At 69.9% G+C, this 15,942-nt stretch carries 14 protein-coding genes; 6 read left to right on the forward strand and 8 right to left on the reverse strand.

Annotation, left to right across the window (positions count from 1 at the left end; all coding sequences use genetic code 11):
• Positions 1–59: 59 nt before the first annotated feature.
• Entirely contained in the window at positions 60–905 is an 846-nt protein-coding gene (locus ACFXHA_RS30550; RefSeq protein ID WP_379362432.1) for a class I SAM-dependent methyltransferase, read from the reverse strand.
• Positions 906–1,254: 349 nt separating this feature from the next.
• Between ACFXHA_RS30550 and ACFXHA_RS30555 the strand changes: the two genes are divergently transcribed.
• Positions 1,255–4,953, forward strand: a complete 3,699-nt coding sequence (locus ACFXHA_RS30555; protein WP_379362433.1) for an AAA domain-containing protein — start codon at positions 1,255–1,257, stop codon at positions 4,951–4,953.
• A 3-nt stretch (positions 4,954–4,956) separates the two neighbouring features.
• On the opposite strand, the gene ACFXHA_RS30560 is transcribed toward ACFXHA_RS30555, so the two are convergent.
• Positions 4,957–6,135: an amino acid deaminase/aldolase gene (locus tag ACFXHA_RS30560; protein WP_379362434.1), complete on the reverse strand. Its 1,179-nt coding sequence runs from the start codon at positions 6,133–6,135 to the stop codon at positions 4,957–4,959.
• Between the two features lie 82 nt (positions 6,136–6,217).
• Positions 6,218–6,700, reverse strand: a complete 483-nt coding sequence (locus ACFXHA_RS30565) for a TetR family transcriptional regulator (RefSeq protein WP_379362435.1) — start codon at positions 6,698–6,700, stop codon at positions 6,218–6,220.
• A 444-nt stretch (positions 6,701–7,144) separates the two neighbouring features.
• On the opposite strand from ACFXHA_RS30565, the gene ACFXHA_RS30570 reads away from it, so the two are divergent.
• Complete coding sequence (locus ACFXHA_RS30570) at positions 7,145–7,879, forward strand: tyrosine-protein phosphatase (protein WP_379362436.1); 735 nt, start codon at positions 7,145–7,147, stop codon at positions 7,877–7,879.
• A gap of 3 nt (positions 7,880–7,882) precedes the next feature.
• Here the strand turns inward: ACFXHA_RS30570 and ACFXHA_RS30575 are convergent, their stop codons facing one another.
• Together ACFXHA_RS30575 and ACFXHA_RS30580 are read right to left on the reverse strand one after the other, a co-directional pair.
• Positions 7,883–9,154 carry a class I adenylate-forming enzyme family protein gene (locus tag ACFXHA_RS30575; protein WP_379362437.1) on the reverse strand — a complete coding sequence of 424 codons (1,272 nt, stop codon included), beginning with the start codon at positions 9,152–9,154 and terminating at the stop codon, positions 7,883–7,885.
• 333 nt (positions 9,155–9,487) lie between these two features.
• Positions 9,488–10,282 carry an enoyl-CoA hydratase/isomerase family protein gene (locus ACFXHA_RS30580; protein ID WP_379362438.1) on the reverse strand — a complete coding sequence of 265 codons (795 nt, stop codon included), beginning with the start codon at positions 10,280–10,282 and terminating at the stop codon, positions 9,488–9,490.
• A 71-nt stretch (positions 10,283–10,353) separates the two neighbouring features.
• On the opposite strand from ACFXHA_RS30580, the gene ACFXHA_RS30585 reads away from it, so the two are divergent.
• Complete coding sequence (locus tag ACFXHA_RS30585) at positions 10,354–11,379, forward strand: glutathione S-transferase family protein (RefSeq protein WP_379362439.1); 1,026 nt, start codon at positions 10,354–10,356, stop codon at positions 11,377–11,379.
• A 6-nt stretch (positions 11,380–11,385) separates the two neighbouring features.
• Here ACFXHA_RS30585 and ACFXHA_RS30590 read toward each other — a convergent pair whose 3' ends face one another.
• Positions 11,386–11,805, reverse strand: coding sequence for a VOC family protein (locus ACFXHA_RS30590; protein ID WP_379362440.1), 420 nt, complete (start codon positions 11,803–11,805; stop codon positions 11,386–11,388).
• A 4-nt stretch (positions 11,806–11,809) separates the two neighbouring features.
• Positions 11,810–12,649 (reverse strand): helix-turn-helix domain-containing protein, encoded by an 840-nt coding sequence (locus tag ACFXHA_RS30595; RefSeq protein ID WP_379362441.1) that lies wholly within the window; start codon positions 12,647–12,649, stop codon positions 11,810–11,812.
• Positions 12,650–12,799: 150 nt separating this feature from the next.
• Here ACFXHA_RS30595 and ACFXHA_RS30600 point away from each other — a divergent pair, with 150 nt between their 5' ends.
• Genes ACFXHA_RS30600 through ACFXHA_RS30610 form a run of 3 tightly spaced genes read left to right on the forward strand, consistent with a single transcriptional unit; the run spans position 12,800 to position 15,289 of the window.
• Positions 12,800–13,516, forward strand: coding sequence for a hypothetical protein (locus ACFXHA_RS30600; RefSeq protein ID WP_379362442.1), 717 nt, complete (start codon positions 12,800–12,802; stop codon positions 13,514–13,516).
• Complete coding sequence (locus ACFXHA_RS30605) at positions 13,513–14,457, forward strand: ABC transporter ATP-binding protein (protein WP_379362443.1); 945 nt, start codon at positions 13,513–13,515, stop codon at positions 14,455–14,457. Before ACFXHA_RS30600 ends, ACFXHA_RS30605 begins: the two co-directional genes overlap by 4 nt.
• A 43-nt stretch (positions 14,458–14,500) precedes the next feature.
• Complete coding sequence (locus tag ACFXHA_RS30610; RefSeq protein WP_379362444.1) at positions 14,501–15,289, forward strand: hypothetical protein; 789 nt, start codon at positions 14,501–14,503, stop codon at positions 15,287–15,289.
• Here ACFXHA_RS30610 and ACFXHA_RS30615 read toward each other — a convergent pair whose 3' ends face one another.
• Positions 15,290–15,817 carry a VOC family protein gene (locus ACFXHA_RS30615; RefSeq protein ID WP_379362445.1) on the reverse strand — a complete coding sequence of 176 codons (528 nt, stop codon included), beginning with the start codon at positions 15,815–15,817 and terminating at the stop codon, positions 15,290–15,292.
• Positions 15,818–15,942: the final 125 nt, after the last annotated feature.

Here is a 15,942-nt window from a genome sequence, read left to right on the forward strand (position 1 = left end):
CGAGTAGTTAGCGAACCCGGTGCCGACCAAGATCGCGGCGGTACGGCACCGGAATCGGCTCAGTGCACGGCCGCGCGCAGAATGTGCGGGCCGTGCCGTTCCGGTCCGGGCGGCGTGCCCAGGTAGCGGGTGGAGGTGGCCGCGGGGCCGAGGTCCTCGAGCACCTCGAGATTCGCCTGCTTCAACTCCACCGCGATCTCCTCGGGCGTGAAGAAGCTGATCCAGCGTTCCCCGATGGCGGCCAGGCGGCGATCGCGCGCGTCGGCGGCGGCCTGCTGCTCGGGGGTCAGCGCGGGGAACGGGACGCCGTAGTCGAAGACCAGTTCGCTGCCGGGCGCGAGCCCACCGATGGTGTGCAGGGTCGCGGCGATGGCCGCGCGGGTGAGGTAGACGGTGACGCCCAGCCAGATGACGAAGACCGGCTGCTCTGGATTGAAATCGCCGGCAGCCAAGGCACTTTCGAGGGTGTCGACCTCGAAGTCGACGCCCAGGTAGCTCACCGAGGGCGGAATCCCGATGCCGGTCTCGGCCAGCACCCGCCGCTTCCAGGCCTGGGTGTCGGGGTGGTCGACCTCGAAGACGCGCAGCCCGGAATGCGGATTGCGGTAGGCGAAGGTGTCCAGTCCGGCGCCGAGGATGACGGCCTGGCGCACACCCACACGGTAGGCCTCGGCCAGCGCGTCCTCCGTGTAGCGGGAGCGGGCGGCGATGAACAGCCGCATGCGGCGGCGCGCGCCGTCGTCCAATCCGTCCGAGGGGAGCAGCCGGTCGGCGGACTCTCCGGTGGACGCGATCACCGCGGCCGCCAGCGGATCCCGGAAGATGCTGGCACCGTCCAGTTTCTGATGGTCGGCGCGGTAGCGGGCTGCGCCCAGGGCGGTACGGCTCGGTTCACCGTTCTGCACGGATAACTCCCTTCGACCTGTCCACACTAGGGGCGACACGCCGATATCGCGATCCGAATTCTCGCGGCCGACCGGCCCCGCGACCGTGGCCGGAGCCGACGCGGCGCGCGAGTCGCGTTGTCTCCCAACATCGCCCGCAAACGCGCGCTGACGTGGGCGGGTCGCGGCCGGTGCGGCGGGGCGCGCGGGCCCGACCTGGCGGCACATCACACCGCCCCCAGTCATTACGCTATGGCGCGACTCGGCCACGCGATGACTGTCTCGCGCGGAATTGTTCCCGGCCGGGGGCGGGTGTCGGCGGAGGAGAGGCACAGGAGGGCCGCGATTGATGCTGTTCGGTGATCGTGTCGTGTGCAGCACCGGAGACCTGGTGACGGCGGCGCGCTGTGAGTTCGCGCTGCTGCGCGCGCTCGATGCCGAACTGGGACTGGTGGCGCCGGTCGAGGACCGGTCCCCCGGCGCGTTGAGTCGCGCCCCGGACCCGGCCGTCGAGCACCGCCTGGCCGATCTGCGCGACCGCTACGGTGCGGCGGTCACCCGCATCCGGCTATCCCCGCCCGCCGCGTCCGCGCTCGGCGAGGCCGCGACGGGCACCGAAGGGCCGGCCGCCGTGATCGCGGAGGAGCTGCGCGATGCGGCCATGACCGGATTGCGGGCCGCACACACCGAGACACTGACGGCGCTACGCGCGGATGCGGAGGCGGTGGCCGGGGCCGTCGTCCTGGACGGCGACTTCGCGGCCCGCTGCGCGTTCCTGACCCGGGAGCATTCACCGGAGACCCACGACTACGTGGTGACGGGGGTGGCCGGGCGACGCAACCGGATCGCAACCCTGCTGGGCTTGACCGCGATGGCGGAGGCATTGCGCGGCAACGGGTTCCGGGCCGCACCGCACGCGCGGATCTGGGCGGACGGGGTCGCGCACACGCATCCGCTGGCCGATATGGCGGTGGTGTACCAGGCCCGTAGGTCGCGACTGAACCTCATCGTGGACACCAAACTCGGCGAACTACTGCCGGTGCAGTGGGGCGATCGGCGATTCCTGGCCTGCGGCCACTGCCCCACCTGCACCGCCGAACTCGAGACCCGCCGCGACCTGCTCCTGGTGGCGGGCATGCGCCCGGCCACCCGCGCCCACCTACGCGACGCCGGCATCACCACCCTGGACCGGCTGGCGGTCACCGACACGACCGTCACCGGCATCCCCGCCGCCACCCTCACCACCCTGCGCCGCCAGGCCGAGGTCCAGATCCTGCGCGAACGCACCGCCCGCCCGGTCCACGCGCTGATCGACCCGGCCGCCCTGATCGCGCTACCCGAACCCACCGACGGCGACCTCTTCGTGAGCGTCACCACCGCACCGGTACCCACCGCCGTCACGCACAGCGCCGCCGGAATCACCTGGACCGCAGGCGATCTCATCGTGCACATCCACACCGGCACGCCCCGCGCCGGGCGGTCGGACCCCCGGTCCCCGGCTACCGCCGCCCAGTTGTCCAACGCCACGGCGGGATTCGAGGCCGCCACCGGCGATCTCACCGAAATCGATCCGGCGCCATCGCACTCCAGCGCCGATCATGCGGCCATGGCAGCGCCTGGTTCCGAGGCCGGTCCGGTCTCGCTGAGCGCCCGCTCGACAGCCGAAGGCCACACCGAGACCGGTACTCCCGCATCGCAATCCGGTAGCGACGCGGTCAATCTCACCGGAGCCGCGATAGCCACCACCGTGCCGGGACCCGAGGCGGGAACCGTCGCGTTGGGGTTCGTGCCGACTCCGGCGCTCCCGAAAACCGAGCACACCTTCGTGATTCGCGCCGAGGACCGGGACGGCGAGAACGGCGGGCGGCACCACGATGATGCCGATGCGCTGCTCGAGTTTCTGGTGCGGCGGCAGCGGGAGTGTTCGGAACTGCGGATTCATCATTACCGCGGGGATCTGCGGGCGCTGTTGAACGGAATCGGGGAGCGCGATTCCGAGGGCGAGGATGTGGTGGCGGAGCTGCTGCCCGCGCTGATGGATCTGTATCCGGTGGTGCGGGCGGCGCTGGTGGTCGGCGAGCGGTCCTACGACCTGCATCAGTTGCCGCCCAATCAGGAGGAGAGCGACGGCGGGGCGGAAGCCGTGGTGCGACTGCGGGATTGGCTGCTGGAGCTCGCCGCCGAGCACGGGGTGCGGGCGGAGCGGCGCTGGTCCTACGACTACGCCGATTCCGGCCCGGACGAGATCGAGGCGGCGCTGCGGGAATTCGCCGAGAGCGACGACCACGAGCGCGGGCCCGCGCAGGAGGCGGCCGGGCTGGCCGCGGCCGCGCTGGGTTATCACCGGCGCGAGCGCCGTCCGCTGCGCTGGGCGCACGACGACCGGCTCGACCATCCGCTGGCCGAATGGGCCGACACCGCGGGCGTTCTCGTGGCCGACTCCGGATCGGTGGACACCGACTGGCACGGCACCGGGCAGCGGCCGCTGCGCCGCTACCTGACACTGGTCGGACGGCTCGGCACCGGCAACGCGCCCCCGCCGGGCACCCCGGTGCTCACCCTCTACGACCGCGCCGTACCGGGCATGATCGCGGCCCCGGGGTTGCGCGCGACCGCGCACGCCACCGTGCTCGGCTGCGCCCTGGACACCAACTTCGAGGACGTGGTGCGCGTCGTCGAGACGCTGCCGGAAGGCTGCGACCCCTACGCCGATCTGCCCACCGCCATCGCGCCCTGCCCGCCGGGTCTCGACATTCATCTGTCGGAAGCCTTGGAGGACACCGCACATCAGCTGCTGGTGACGCTGCCGCAGGTGCCGGAGACCGCCATCTTCGACATCCTGTGCCGCCGCCCGCCCCGGCTGCGCGCGGGGGACACGCTGCCGGAGGTGTTCGGCGACAATGCAGCCGCCGTCACCGCGGCCGTGCTCGGCCTGGATAATTCGTATGTGGCGGTGCAGGGCCCGCCCGGCACCGGCAAGACCGAGACCACCGCCCGCGCCGTGGAAAGGCTTGTCACCCGGTACAAGTGGCGCGTCGGCGTGATCGCCCGCTCGCACCAGGTGGTCGAGCACGTGCTGGACGCCGTCGTACAGGTCGGTGTGCTGCCGGAGCTGGTGGCCAAGGCCGACGCCCGCTCGGTGGCCCCGGAATGGCTGCCCATCGAGGCCGCGCGCTATCCGCGCTTTCTCGACAATGCCGTGAACGGCTGTGTGGTGGGCGGACTTTCGAGCGATTTCGTCGATCCCGAGCGCATCGCGCGCGCGGGCCTGGACCTGCTGGTCATCGTGGACGCCGGGAAGTTCCCGCTCGCCGAGGCGACGGCGGTGGCCGTGGCCGCCCGCAATCTGCTGCTGGTCGGCGATCCCGCGCCGCCGCACGCGCGCGGCACCCATCCCGAACCCATCGCCGAGTCCGTGCTGGGCCGTCTGCTCGGCGGTCATCGCACGCTGCCCGCCGCCTACGGCTACTTCCTCGATCGCACCTGGCGCATGCATCCGCGCATGTGCGGGCCGGTATCGCGGCTGCGCTACGACAATCGGCTGCGCTCCAACGAAACCGTCACCCTGGCACGGGAACTCGACGGCATCCCGCCCGGCGTGCGCACGGTGACGGTGGAGCATCACGGCAACAGCACCGAATCCGCCGAGGAGGCACGGGAAATCGTGCGCCAGGTGCGCACGCTGCTCGGATTGCCCTGGCACACCGGGGCGCTCACCCGGCGGCTGCACCCGCACGACATTCTGGTGGTGGCCCCGTATCACGCGCAGGTGGCGCGCATCCGAACCCTATTGTCGCGGGCCCGGATCGAGGACGTGCTGGTCGGCACCCCGGATCACTTCCAGGGCCGGGAGGCCGCGGTGGTGCTGGTCTCGATGACCACCTCCGCCCCGGACGACGCGCCGCACGGTATCGGCGCGCTGCTGTCGCGGCACTGGCTGACCAGCGCGATCTCGCGCGCCATGTGGTCGGCGATCATCGTGCGCTCGCCGCTGCTGACCGAATACCTCCCGGCCACCGCGGCCGAACTCTCCGATCTGGCCGCGGTGCTGCAACTCGACCGGGTCTAGCGGTCAGCCGAAGCAGTGTCCTTCACCGCGATAGGTGGGCACGGTGGTGCGGCGGCCGTCCTCGTCGACCAGATGGACCTCGGTGAAGCGTTCGCAGAGCTCCCCGGCCTTGGCGTGCCGGAACCACACGCGATCCCCGATCCGCAGGCCGTCCGCGCCGGTCAGCGGGGTCTGCACCTCGCCCGCGCCTTCGGTACCGATCAGCTTCAAACCCAAGGGCCACACCGGTTTCGGAACTCGTGACGCACCGGCCGGGCCGGAGGCGATGTAGCCGCCGGAGTAGACGGTGGCGATGCCGGGCGCGGGACGGCGCAGCACCGAGGTCGCGAAGTACATCGACGGGCGCGGCGCCAGATTGCGGTAGCCGTCGAAAAGCGTGGGCAGGTAGAGCCCGGAACCGGCGGTCACCTCGGTGACATCCGGATCGGTGATGCTGACCTCGATGGACCCGGTGCCGCCGCTGTTGACGATCTCGAGCTCACCGACCGTGGCGCGGATCGCGTCCAGCACCCGGCGGCGGCGCTTCAGGATCTCGTCGGCCGACAGCTTCTTCACCAGGCGCACAGCGGGATTGGTGTCGGGCAGGCCCGCGATCTGCGCCTCGTAGGTCATCATGCCCACGACTCGGAAACCGCGGGAACGGGTTTCGGCGGCCAGGGCGGCGGCCTGCTCGGGCGTGCGGATCGGCGAGCGGCGCACACCCAGGTGCAGCGGGCCGATGCGCAGGGAGGCGTCCACATCGAGACACACACGGGGAGCGACCTTTTCGCTGCCGACGGCGGCGCGGATCAGGTCCAGCTGGTCGGTGTCGTCGACCATGAGGGTGATGGAGTCGAGCAGCAGCGGGTCGGCGGCGAGTTCGGCCAGCGCGTGCCGGTCGGCGGTGGGATAGCCGAGCAGCACGTCGCGCGCGCCCTCGCGGACCAGCCAGATGGCTTCGCGCAGTGAGTAACCCATGACGCCCGCGAATCCGCCGGACGCGGTGAGCTTGGGGCCCAGCACTTCTTCCAGGACCGCGCGGCAGCGCACGGATTTACTGGCCACCCGGATCGGGACGCCGCGAGCGCGGCTCACCAGATCGGCGGCATTGGCGCGCAGGGCGGTCATATCGACCGCGGCGAGCGGGGGGTCGAGTTCGGCGGTGGCCGCGTGCAGCACGCTGATCGGCGACTTATCGGTCACCTGATCATTCGACCACGAACTTGGTCACTCGTCCAGTATTTCGGAATTTCGATATCGAATTCGGAGCGCAGGGCACTCGAATTCAGGGCACGTCGACGGCCTTGGTCGACAGGTAGGACACCAGATCGTCGAGGACGACCAGCGAGATCTCGTCATTGCAGTCGGCCAGCCAGCGCAACACCATGCCCTGGATGACCGCGAGCAGGTAGGCGGCGATGGCATCGACCGGTTCCAGCCACTGCGTGCCCGAGCGGCGGGCGCACAGATCGAGGAAGGCGGTCACGTCGGCGTCCAGGTCCCGGAACATGGCCGAGCCCACCGGGTCCGGCACGCACGCGGCCTGGTTCTCCCAGCGCACCCGCAACATGGCGAGGGTGGATTCATAGGCCCGAATCTGCCGGTCGGGCGAGGATTTCAACATCGGCCACAGCGTGCTGACACCCGCGTGCAGCAGGATGCGCAGTGCCCGATTACCGCTGAAGTCGAGCGACCCGGCCGTCTTTTCGATGGCCTCGGTCATGGCCGGACGAAGTCCGACCTGGGTGATTTCTCCACTTGCGCTCAACGACGGCTCCCTTTGGCGAAAGAACTCGCGCACAGCGCTCGCGACCAGTGGCCACAGCACTTGCGCAGTTCGCTCAACGGGCGGCGGATCGACTTTGATCTTTCCGGCCAGTACACCGGCGTACCCGTTCAACGGGTATCGATGTTACGTCGTTTTTGGGCCCGGTAACCAGCTTTGATAGCCGATTCCGTACCTCAAGAATGTTTTGTTACCTAATTGGAACAGGCCCGCGACCCTACGGGAATGATCAAATTGAACGATCGCCTGGTAACGACGTTGATAGGACCATTCGGTATATTACGGACGGTTGTGCGTCGAAACATAGCGTGTGTGCGCGACCCCACACGCGCCACGCCGATAGCCGCCCCGCGCGGGCCACACAATTCGCCGATCCGATCGATCGCCGACACCGTGGCGATACTCGCCCGCAGCTAGCCTGGCGGAGTGACTTCAGCGCGCCACGACCAGTTCCTGATCTCCGGCACCTTCAACTTCCGTGACCTCGGCGGTGCCCGCACCACCGAGGGCCGCACCGTCCGCGAGGGCGTGTTGCTACGGTCCGCCCAGCTCAGCCGCCTCGACGAGGCGGGCGTGGCCAAACTGGCCGAGCTCGGCGTCACCGACGTACACGACCTGCGCGGGTTCGCCGAGATCGACTTCATCGGCCACGACGTGGTGCCGGACGGGGTTCGCCTGCGCGTCACTCCCTTCGACTCGCGCATGGGCGAGACCCCACCGCACGAGGCCCGCCGCTCCGTCACCGCCGGCTCGCACATGCTCGAGGTCTACCGGTCCTTCCCCGCCCTGCCCGAGGCGCACGACGCCATCCGCACGCTGGCCGAATCCGTGCTCGCCGGGACCGCCCTGGTGCACTGCGCCGCCGGCAAGGACCGCACCGGCTGGGCCATCGCCACCCTGCTGCGCGCGGTCGACGTCACCGAGGAGGACATCTACGCCGACTACCTGCTCAGCAATGACGCCGTCCCCACCCTGCGCGCCTTCATGACCGATGCCATGAACGAGGAGCTGTCCGACGATCTGCTGGGGGTGAAGCCCGAATACCTGGAGACGGCCACCGCCTCGATGCACGAGATGTACGGCGGCCTCGAGGGCTACCTCGCCGAGATCGGCATCACCCCGCAGCTGCGCGACGAGCTGCGCGCGCGGCTGCTCGACTGAGCGCTATTCCGCCAACGCCGACTCGTGCACCAGGGCCTGGCGGACCAGGCCGTCCGCGTCGATGCTGACCTGGTTCCCGGTGTGGAACCAGGAACCGGTGAAGCGGGACTCGGTGGTCTGCGGGTCGTTCCAGTAGCGCGGGGTGACATTGGGGCCGCGGCACAGCAGTTCGCCGTGGCCCGCGTCCGCGTCCGGGCCGCAGAGCGCGAGTTCGGTACCGCCGAAGGCGAATCCGAGGACGTCACGGCCCGGGTCGCCGCCGTTCGCCGCCGTGTCGTCGCGGGCCAGGCCGATGCCGGAGGTCTCGGTCGCACCCCACACCGACCATTGCCGGGCCTCCGGGAAGACGTTGCGCAGGGTGACCGAAACCGCCTCGGCGGCAGCCGGATCGGTGACCGCGAGTTCGGCGCGATGCCCGGCGCTACAGACCTGGCGCACCTGATCCACCCGCAGTCCGGCCAGGTCGGGCAGCAGTCCGGCGAAGATGCGCGGTGTCGCCGCGACCATGTCGATGCGTTCCGCGACAAGGATTTCCGGCACGGCCGAGCGGTCGGGGGCCAGCACCACGGTGCCGCCGACCGCGAAGGTCGGCAGCAGCTGATCGACACAGCCGCTGGCGTGCGCGAGCGGCAGCAACAGCAGATTGCGCAGTCCGTCGGTGGGCAGTTCCAGCGCGCCGACCACGGAACAGATTGCGGAGAGCAGGTTCTCGTTGGTCAGCTCCACACCGCGCGAGCCCGCGCCGGGGCCCATCGTGGTGTAGCAGAGCAGAGCCAGTTCCCCGAGGGACGCGCCATCGTCGATGAAGGCCGCACCGTCGGGCAGGGCCTCGGCGTAACCGGCCGCGCGGCCGCCGCCGTCCAGCACGAAGTCGGTGCAGGCATCGTGAATCACGCGCTCCGCGGCCGCGTCCGGCAGGCCGTCGTGGACCAGCACCGGTACCGCGCCGGAGAGCAGCGCGCCCAGGAACGCCTGCACCCAGCGCGCGCCGACCGGCATGCGGACCGCGACCCGGTCGCCGTAGCCGATGCCGTGTTCCTGCAGCCCGCCGGCGATCCGGGAAGCCGCGTACCAGAGTTCGCGGTAGGTGAGCCGGGGGCCGCCGATCTCCACCACGGCCTCCCGGGCGGCGAAGGTGTGGACCTGGATGTCGAGTAGTTCGGTGAGCGCCGGCGTGAGGTTGCCGTAGCGCAGGATGCCGTCCGCCGCGCGCGCAAGCGGGTTGGCGCACCAGCCGTTTCGGGTGTGCGGGTATTCCACGAGTAACTGCGACATCGTCCCTCCGAGTGCCTCGTAAGCCCTGCCAGGCATCAGTGACTATATGATGCAGATCACAGACTTGGGCGGATTGTCGGCAAACGGATGTCAGGCTTTGACCGGATGGAAACAGACCACCCCCTTGTGAAACCGGACTTCCCCTGGCGAGCCTGCGGAAACGTCGGAATTGCAGTGCCCTTCGCACATTCACACCGGAAATCCCCATCGGAGAGTCTCGGTCTCCCCCCAATCACCCACCCCTGCAGGTGAGAGCAGTGACACGCCCGGGCGCGGGCCGACACACCCGGGCACACCCCAGCACCCGGGCCGTCGGACCGCGACGATAGCCGTCTACTTGCCTGTGTACGTGGCCTTTCCGGGCCCGACCTCGAGGAAGCTCGCCACCGCGTTCTTCAGATCCTCGGTGCCGAAAAGTTGCCCGGACACCTCCGGGGTCACCGAATCCGCATGCGCCACACCACCGGAACGCCAGGCCTCGATGATCGCCTTGGTGGCGGCGTGCGCCCGGGTCGGGCCGTCGGCCAACCGGGCCAGCAGCGCGCGAGCCGCGGTGTCGACGTCCTCGTGGATTGCGTTGACCACACCCCACTCGGCCATGGTGGCGGCCGGATAGGTGTCACCGGTCATGACGAACTCGCGCGCGCGACCGGAACCGGCCCGCTCGGCCAGCCGTTGCGGGCCGCCCATCGACGGGGTCAGGCCGACCACGGTCTCCACCAGACCGAACTTCGCCTTCGGCGCGGCCAGGATGATGTCGCAGGCCAGCGCCATCTCGAAGGCCGCGGTCAGGGTCAGCGAGTGCGCGGCGAAGATGACCGGGCAGGGCAGCGCCTCGAGCGGGTGGATGATCTGCGCGAACAGCGTCTGCCACAGCTGCGCGCCCTCCTGCTCGGAGAGCCCGTCGAAGACGTGCACATCGACGCCGCCCGAGACCAGCTTGCCGTCGGCGCGCACCAGCAGCGCCCGCGGCGGATTCGCCGACAGCTCGGCCAGATCCACGGCCAGCGCGTCCAGCAGGGCCTTGTCGAAGAGGTTCAGCGGTCCGTGCGCGATGGTCAGGATCGCCATGTCCGCGCCGCCGGCGGTGACAGCACGTTCCAGGCGGGTGGGCTTCGAGTCAGTCATGGGCCTGAATGTATGCGCCTGCTCACTTTCTCTCCAGACCCGGCACGGACTTCATCTGACAGACTGGCCGAGTGACCACCTCGAAATCCGAGCCGGGCAGTTATGTCGAACCCGGCGAATTCAAGCGGGACACGAACTACATCGAGACGCGGATAACCGCGGACGGGCGGGACGGGTATCCCGTTGAGCCCGGGCGGTATCGGCTGGTGGCGGCACGGGCGTGTCCGTGGGCCAATCGGACGATCATCGTGCGGCGGCTGCTCGGGCTGGAGTCGGCGCTGTCGATGGGATTGGCCGGGCCCACGCATGACAAGCGCAGCTGGACCTTCGATCTGGATCCCGGCGAGGTGGATCCGGTGCTGGGGATCCACTTCCTGCAGGACGCCTACTTCAAGCGGTTCGCGGACTATCCGCGTGGCATCACCGTGCCCGCGATCGTCGACGAGCGGACCGGGGCGGTGGTCACCAACGACTACGCGCAGATGACCCTCGATTTCTCCACCGAGTGGACCGAGTTCCATCGGCCGGGCGCACCACTCCTATACCCGGAAGACCTACGCGCTGAGATTGATTCGGTGAACCGCCGGGTCTACACCGAGGTCAACAATGGCGTGTACCGGTGTGGTTTCGCGGGCGGGCAGGAGGCCTACGACGCCGCCTACGATCGCCTGTTCACCGCGCTCGACTGGCTGTCGGAGCGGCTGGCCACGCAGCGGTATCTGGTCGGCGACACCATCACCGAGGCCGATGTGCGGCTGTTCACCACGCTGGTCCGCTTCGACCCGGTGTATCACGGGCATTTCAAGTGCAATCGGGACAAGCTCACCGAACTGCCGGTGCTGTGGGCTTATGCCCGTGACCTGTTCCAGACCCCGGGTTTCGGCGACACCGTGGATTTCACGCAGATCAAGCAGCACTACTACATCGTGCACACCGACATCAATCCGACGCGGATCGTGCCCAAGGGCCCCGAACTCGGCAACTGGCTGACCCCGCACGGCCGGGAAGCGTTGGGCGGCAGGCCGTTCGGGGACGGCACCCCGCCGCCCCCGCCGCGGGAGGCCGAACGTGTGCCCGCCGGGCACACGCCCGCCTGACCGGATCTACTCCCCCGCCGCGCCCCGATAGGTGCCGAAGCTCCAGTAGACGCCTTCGGGGTCGCGGCAGGTGAAACCCCTTGATTCATAGTCGGTTTCGTTGCGCAGTTCGCGAGTGATGTTCGCGCCCGCCGCTTTCGCGCGGGCGTAGAGGGCATCGGCGTCGTCGATGGCGATGTACACCGAGCCGACGCCCGGCGGCTGGCAGTCCAGGGACATGCCCTCGCGGACGCCGCCGAGCATGATCGCGCCGCCGCCCGGCCAGGCGAGTTCGGCATGGTGGACGGTGTCGCCCTCGCCGTAGCGGGCGGTGGTCTCGAAGCCGAAGGCCTGCTGCAGGAACGTGATCGCGGCGTCCGCGTCGCGGTAGACCAGGGTCGGCCAGACGACGGTGGTGGTCTGTACAGGGGTTGTCGTTTCGCTCATGTGTTCACCCTCCCGCGTCGGCGGGTTGCCGGTCTTGGACGAATGGGAACTCTTCGTGTTCCAGCCAGGCCGAGGGCGGCATGCCCGCCAGCTCCCGCCATTCCCGGGCCATATGCGCCTGGTCGTAGTACCCGGCGACGGCGGCCACCTCCGCCAGCGGCGGCAGCAGCGGATCGCGCAGCAGCCGATGCGAGCGCCCGAAACGCGACAGCCGGGCGGCATCCTTGGGGGTGATCCCCAGTTCGGCGGTGAAACGGTTGCCGAGGTGCCTTCTGCTCCAGCCGATCTCCTCGGCCACGGCGCCCACCCGCACCGCCGGGTCGGGACCCGAGAGCAGGGTCCAGGCGTGCGCCAGCTCGGCGTCCCAGCGCACCGGATCCACCTGCCGCAGCAGGATCTCGTCGATGACGGCGAAGCGTCCCGGCCAATCGGGCAGCAGCGAGAGCCGTTCCCGCAATTCGACCGCGCGCGGACCGAGCACATCGGACAGGTCCACGAGCCAGGAGCCCAGCGCCGCCACGGGCATCCCGAACAGCGCCCGGCAACCCTGCGGGGTCAGACTCAGCTGCACCCCGTGCTGGAACCCGTTGTGCGCGATCACCGCCGGACGCACCGTGAGCCCGCTGGCCAGCATGTCCCAGCGCCCGCCGGGCTGCCCGGACTGAGGGGACACCGGCACCTCGATGGGTTCGTCGATGGTGATGATCACCGTCAGTCCCGTACCCGGCATGCCGATATGGGTGCCCGGAGCGAAGCCGCGCAGCAGATAACCCTCGTACCCGTGAACGTAGGCGCGCAACCGGGGATCGGGGACTCCCGACGCGCCTTCCGAGACGCCTGCCACGCCGTCCACCCTAGGCCGATCTTGCGCGGTATGGGACCCTCCGGGCACGAAGGCGGGACCCTCCCATCCGGAACCGGTCTATCTCGCGAATCGTTGTCGGGGTGCCATATGGTTTGGGTCGGAGGACCGCGCACGGAAAAGGGGTTTGCGATGTTCAAGGCCGGGCTCGAGAAGGCGGTCGTCTCGCTGCTCGACAACGGGGCGCAGGTGCAGGCTCCGGCTGTCGCCAAGTACGTGGGCAAACTGCGCGACGCACATCCGGGAGAGTCGCCCGCGCAGATCATCACGCGCATCGAGAAGCTCTACCTCAACGCCGTCACCGGCTCCGGCACGGCGGTCGGCGCGACCGCGGCGGTGCCGGGCGTCGGAACCGTGGCATCTCTGGCCGCCATGAGCGCGGAGACCGCGTTCTTCCTGGAAGCCTCCGCGGTGTTCACCCTCGCCGTCGCGTCCGTGCACGGGGTCGCGCCCGAGGACAAGGAACGCCGCCGCGCACTGGTGCTGGCCGTGGTGCTCGGCGAGTCCGGCATGCAGATCGTGCAGAAGAGCGTCGGGCACTCCGCCAAGAACTGGGGCGGACTGATGGCGACCAAGATCCCCGGCATCGGCGCCATGAACGACTCCCTGCTCAAGAAGTTCCTGGTGCAGTTCATCGCCAAGCGCAGCGCGCTCATGGTCGGCAAGGTGATTCCGGCCGGAATCGGCGCTGCCATCGGTGGTTTCGGCAACCGGGCACTGGGCCACGGCATCATCGACAATGCCCGCAAGGCCTTCGGCGCGCCGCCGATCGTCTGGCCGCAGCCGCTGATCATCGACGCCGACCCGCTGCCCGCCGTGGAAGCCCCGACCTGGAACAAGCAGCCGTGACGCGCCCGCTCGCCATTGCGGCCGGGGGGCTCACCAAGACCCTCGAGTCCGGCACCATCGTCGACGATGTGAGTTTCGTGGTGCCCGCGGGCACCGTGGCCGCCCTGGTGGGTCCGCACGGCGCGGGCAAATCCACCGTGCTGCGCATGCTGCTGGGCCTGCTCACCCCCACCTCCGGCACCGCGACCGTGGGCGGCCCCGGTGCGGGCCTGCGGGCCGGCCGTCCGGTGGTGGGCGCGGTACTCACCCCGCGCGGGCTGCATCCCGCCCGCAAGGTGTACGCCCAGCTGGGTGTGTTCGCCGCTGCCGCAGGCGTTTCCGACACCCGGGCCGAAGAGCTGCTGGCCCTGGTCCGGCTCACCGACGTCGCCGATCAACGCATCGGCGGCCTGCCCGAGGGTATGAAGACCCGGCTGGCGTTGGCCATCGCCCTGCTCGGCGACCCGCCGCTGCTGGTGCTCGACGATCCGACGACCGGCCTCGATCTGCGGGAAACCGCCTGGCTCAACGACTTCCTGCGCGGCCACGCCCGCCGCGGCGGGACCGTGCTGCTCACCTCGCGCACGCTGAGCACCGTGCTGCCCGTCGCCGACGAGTTGATCGTGCTGGACCGGGGACGGGTCGCCTACCAGGGCAGCCCGGCGCGGCTGCGGCGCAGTCACCCGGATCGCCTGCTGGTCAAGGCCTCCAGCCCGATCGCGCTGGCCACCACGCTGGCCGCACAGGGCTTCACCGACGCGGTCATGCGGCCCGACGGGCGGCTCGCGATCGCGGAAGCCTCGGTGACACAACTGGAATCGGCCGCCTCCACGGCGCGGGTCCAGCTCACCGAGATCACCCCCGAACACATTCACCCGGATCAGGTGCTGGCGGCGCTCACCCAAACCGGAGCGCCCGCCCCGAACTACCCCGCCTCCGCCGTCTACGGGACCTACCGGTGAAGGCACCGCGCCGCGGCGACGTTGTAGAAGAAAAGGACCCCGAATGAACCTGACGGTGCCGCCGCTGGTGGCTCGAGCCGCCAATTCCGAAGTGCGCAAGGTGACCTCGGTGCGGTTGAACTGGCTGATCGGCGGCGGGGTCGTCGCGGCCGGGGTGCTGGCGTTCGTCGGGTTGGGTACCGGGTTCCGGCCCGGGGGCGAGCACGCGCAGGGTTTCAGCTCCGGATCCGGGTGGGCCGCACTGCTGACCACCTGGGTGCTGGTGCTGACCGTCGCGGCCGCGGCCGCCTTCGGCGCGCTCGGGTCCGCCACCGAATTCCGCACCGGATCGCTCGCCTTGACCTCGCTCTACACTCCCGATCGCACCCTGCTACTCAGCTCGAAACTGGCCGTGGCGGGCGTGTTCTCGCTCGGCACCGTGGTCGTGATGGAGGTGCTGGGCGGGGCCGCCATGCGCTTGGCCGGCGGCTCCCGGGTGCCGTTGGACGGCGGCTTCTACGGCGTGCTGATCGGCGTCGCGGTGGCGGCGGTGTGCTGGGCGGTGATCGGGACGGCGCTGGGCTTCGTGCTGCGCTCCCCCACCCTGGCACTGGCCGCCGTGCTGGGCTGGGCGATCCTGGAACCGCTGGTGTGGATCACGCTGCGCGCCATCGGATTCGGCGGGGTGGCCGCCATGCTGCCGGTGTCCGCCACCGTCGGCACCATCAGCGGCGGGCGCTACGCCAAGAGCGCGCTCATCGCACCGACCCCGGCGGCCATGGCGCTGCTGGTGCTGTGGAGTGTCGGGGCGGGCGCGGGCGCGTGGTGGCTGTTCACCCGCCGGGATATCTGATCAGGTGCGGTCGGCGAGCCGCCGCCAGATTTCGTGATCGGTGCGCGGGCCGCCGGGCGTGTCCGCACCGTACTTCGCGATGAGACCCGGTAGGTCAAGCGGCACGCTCGGCGCGGTCATGGAGGCCAGCTCGGCCTCCACCGCGGCGTCGGGAACCAGCCAGCAGACCTCGAATTCGATGCCGTCGGGGTCGGCGGCGTAGAGCGCCTTGGTCGACGCGTGATCCGACGCGCCGGTCAGCGCGCCTGCCTTCTCCAATGCGTCGCGGACGCGGGCCAGCTCGCTCAGGGTGTTCACCTCCCACGCCAGGTGGTAGAGGCCGATCCGGCCGGTGCGGTGCGCGATCGACGGGTCCGGCGACCGGAACAGGCCCAGGTCATGATCGTTCGCCGAACCCTCGGCCTGCAGGAACACCGCGCCCGGGAAGCCTTGCAGCCGCCGGAAGCCCAGGACGTCGCAGTAGAAGGCGGCGGAGCGTTCCACGTCGGAGACGAACAGGACCGCGTGATTGAGACGCTGAATCGGCATTCCTCCACCCGACCACGCCGGTGGCCGCGACACAAGGCACCGTCCCGACACGGAAATTCACTGTCGCACCCTGCGGGCACACTGGAAGGCTGGAAGCGGGAACAAAGTCGGGGGTGGGGGGATTG

The organism is Nocardia sp. NPDC059240, from assembly GCF_042753865.1.
Classification (GTDB): domain Bacteria; phylum Actinomycetota; class Actinomycetes; order Mycobacteriales; family Mycobacteriaceae; genus Nocardia.

What these genes read in the sequence shown, in the direction of transcription:
- ACFXHA_RS30575 (WP_379362437.1), bottom strand. Translation starts at nt 9,154, where the DNA reads ATGTCGCAGTTACTCGTGGAATACCCGCACACCCGAAACGGCTGGTGC.
- ACFXHA_RS30580 (WP_379362438.1), bottom strand. Translation starts at nt 10,282, where the DNA reads ATGACTGACTCGAAGCCCACCCGCCTGGAACGTGCTGTCACCGCCGGC.
- ACFXHA_RS30590 (WP_379362440.1), bottom strand. Translation starts at nt 11,805, where the DNA reads ATGAGCGAAACGACAACCCCTGTACAGACCACCACCGTCGTCTGGCCG.
- ACFXHA_RS30600 (WP_379362442.1), top strand. Translation starts at nt 12,800, where the DNA reads ATGTTCAAGGCCGGGCTCGAGAAGGCGGTCGTCTCGCTGCTCGACAAC.
- ACFXHA_RS30610 (WP_379362444.1), top strand. Translation starts at nt 14,501, where the DNA reads ATGAACCTGACGGTGCCGCCGCTGGTGGCTCGAGCCGCCAATTCCGAA.
- ACFXHA_RS30615 (WP_379362445.1), bottom strand. Translation starts at nt 15,817, where the DNA reads ATGCCGATTCAGCGTCTCAATCACGCGGTCCTGTTCGTCTCCGACGTG.